This is a genomic window from Clostridium senegalense JC122, assembly GCF_000285575.1.
In the GTDB taxonomy this organism is placed as follows: domain Bacteria; phylum Bacillota; class Clostridia; order Clostridiales; family Clostridiaceae; genus Clostridium_J; species Clostridium_J senegalense.
In genome coordinates, this window is record NZ_CAEV01000150.1 from 1 (window position 1) to 348 (window position 348).

The window sequence follows — 348 nt, forward strand, 5'->3', positions numbered from 1 at the left end:
TTTTTTTAAACATAAAAAAAAGAAGTAGATATTCTACTTCTATGTTTCCAAAATGGCTCCGCGAAAAGGATTCGAACCTTCAACCTATCGGTTAACAGCCGAGTGCTCCACCGTTGAGCTATCGCGGAATATTACCTGGCAACAACCTACCCTCCCACACAGTCTCCCGTGCAGTACTCTCGGCGTCTAGAGGCTTAACTTGCCTGTTCGGAATGGAAAGGAGTGTTACCCTCTAAACCATCATCACCAGATTTTAAATTAATATAAGCGGCGTACTGCGTCGTCAATTTTCTTCGCTCAAATGCTCATTTATACAAATAAACTCCGCTTCTCACTCAGTCATTTCCT

Annotated in this window: 1 tRNA gene and 1 rRNA gene; both read right to left on the reverse strand. The window is 42.5% G+C overall.

The features are described 5' to 3' along the window. Positions 1-53: 53 nt before the first annotated feature. Positions 54-128, reverse strand: a tRNA-Asn gene (locus CSGHG_RS19290). Between the two features lie 5 nt (positions 129-133). Then, a 5S ribosomal RNA gene (rrf, locus tag CSGHG_RS19295) occupies positions 134-251 on the reverse strand. Positions 252-348: the final 97 nt, after the last annotated feature.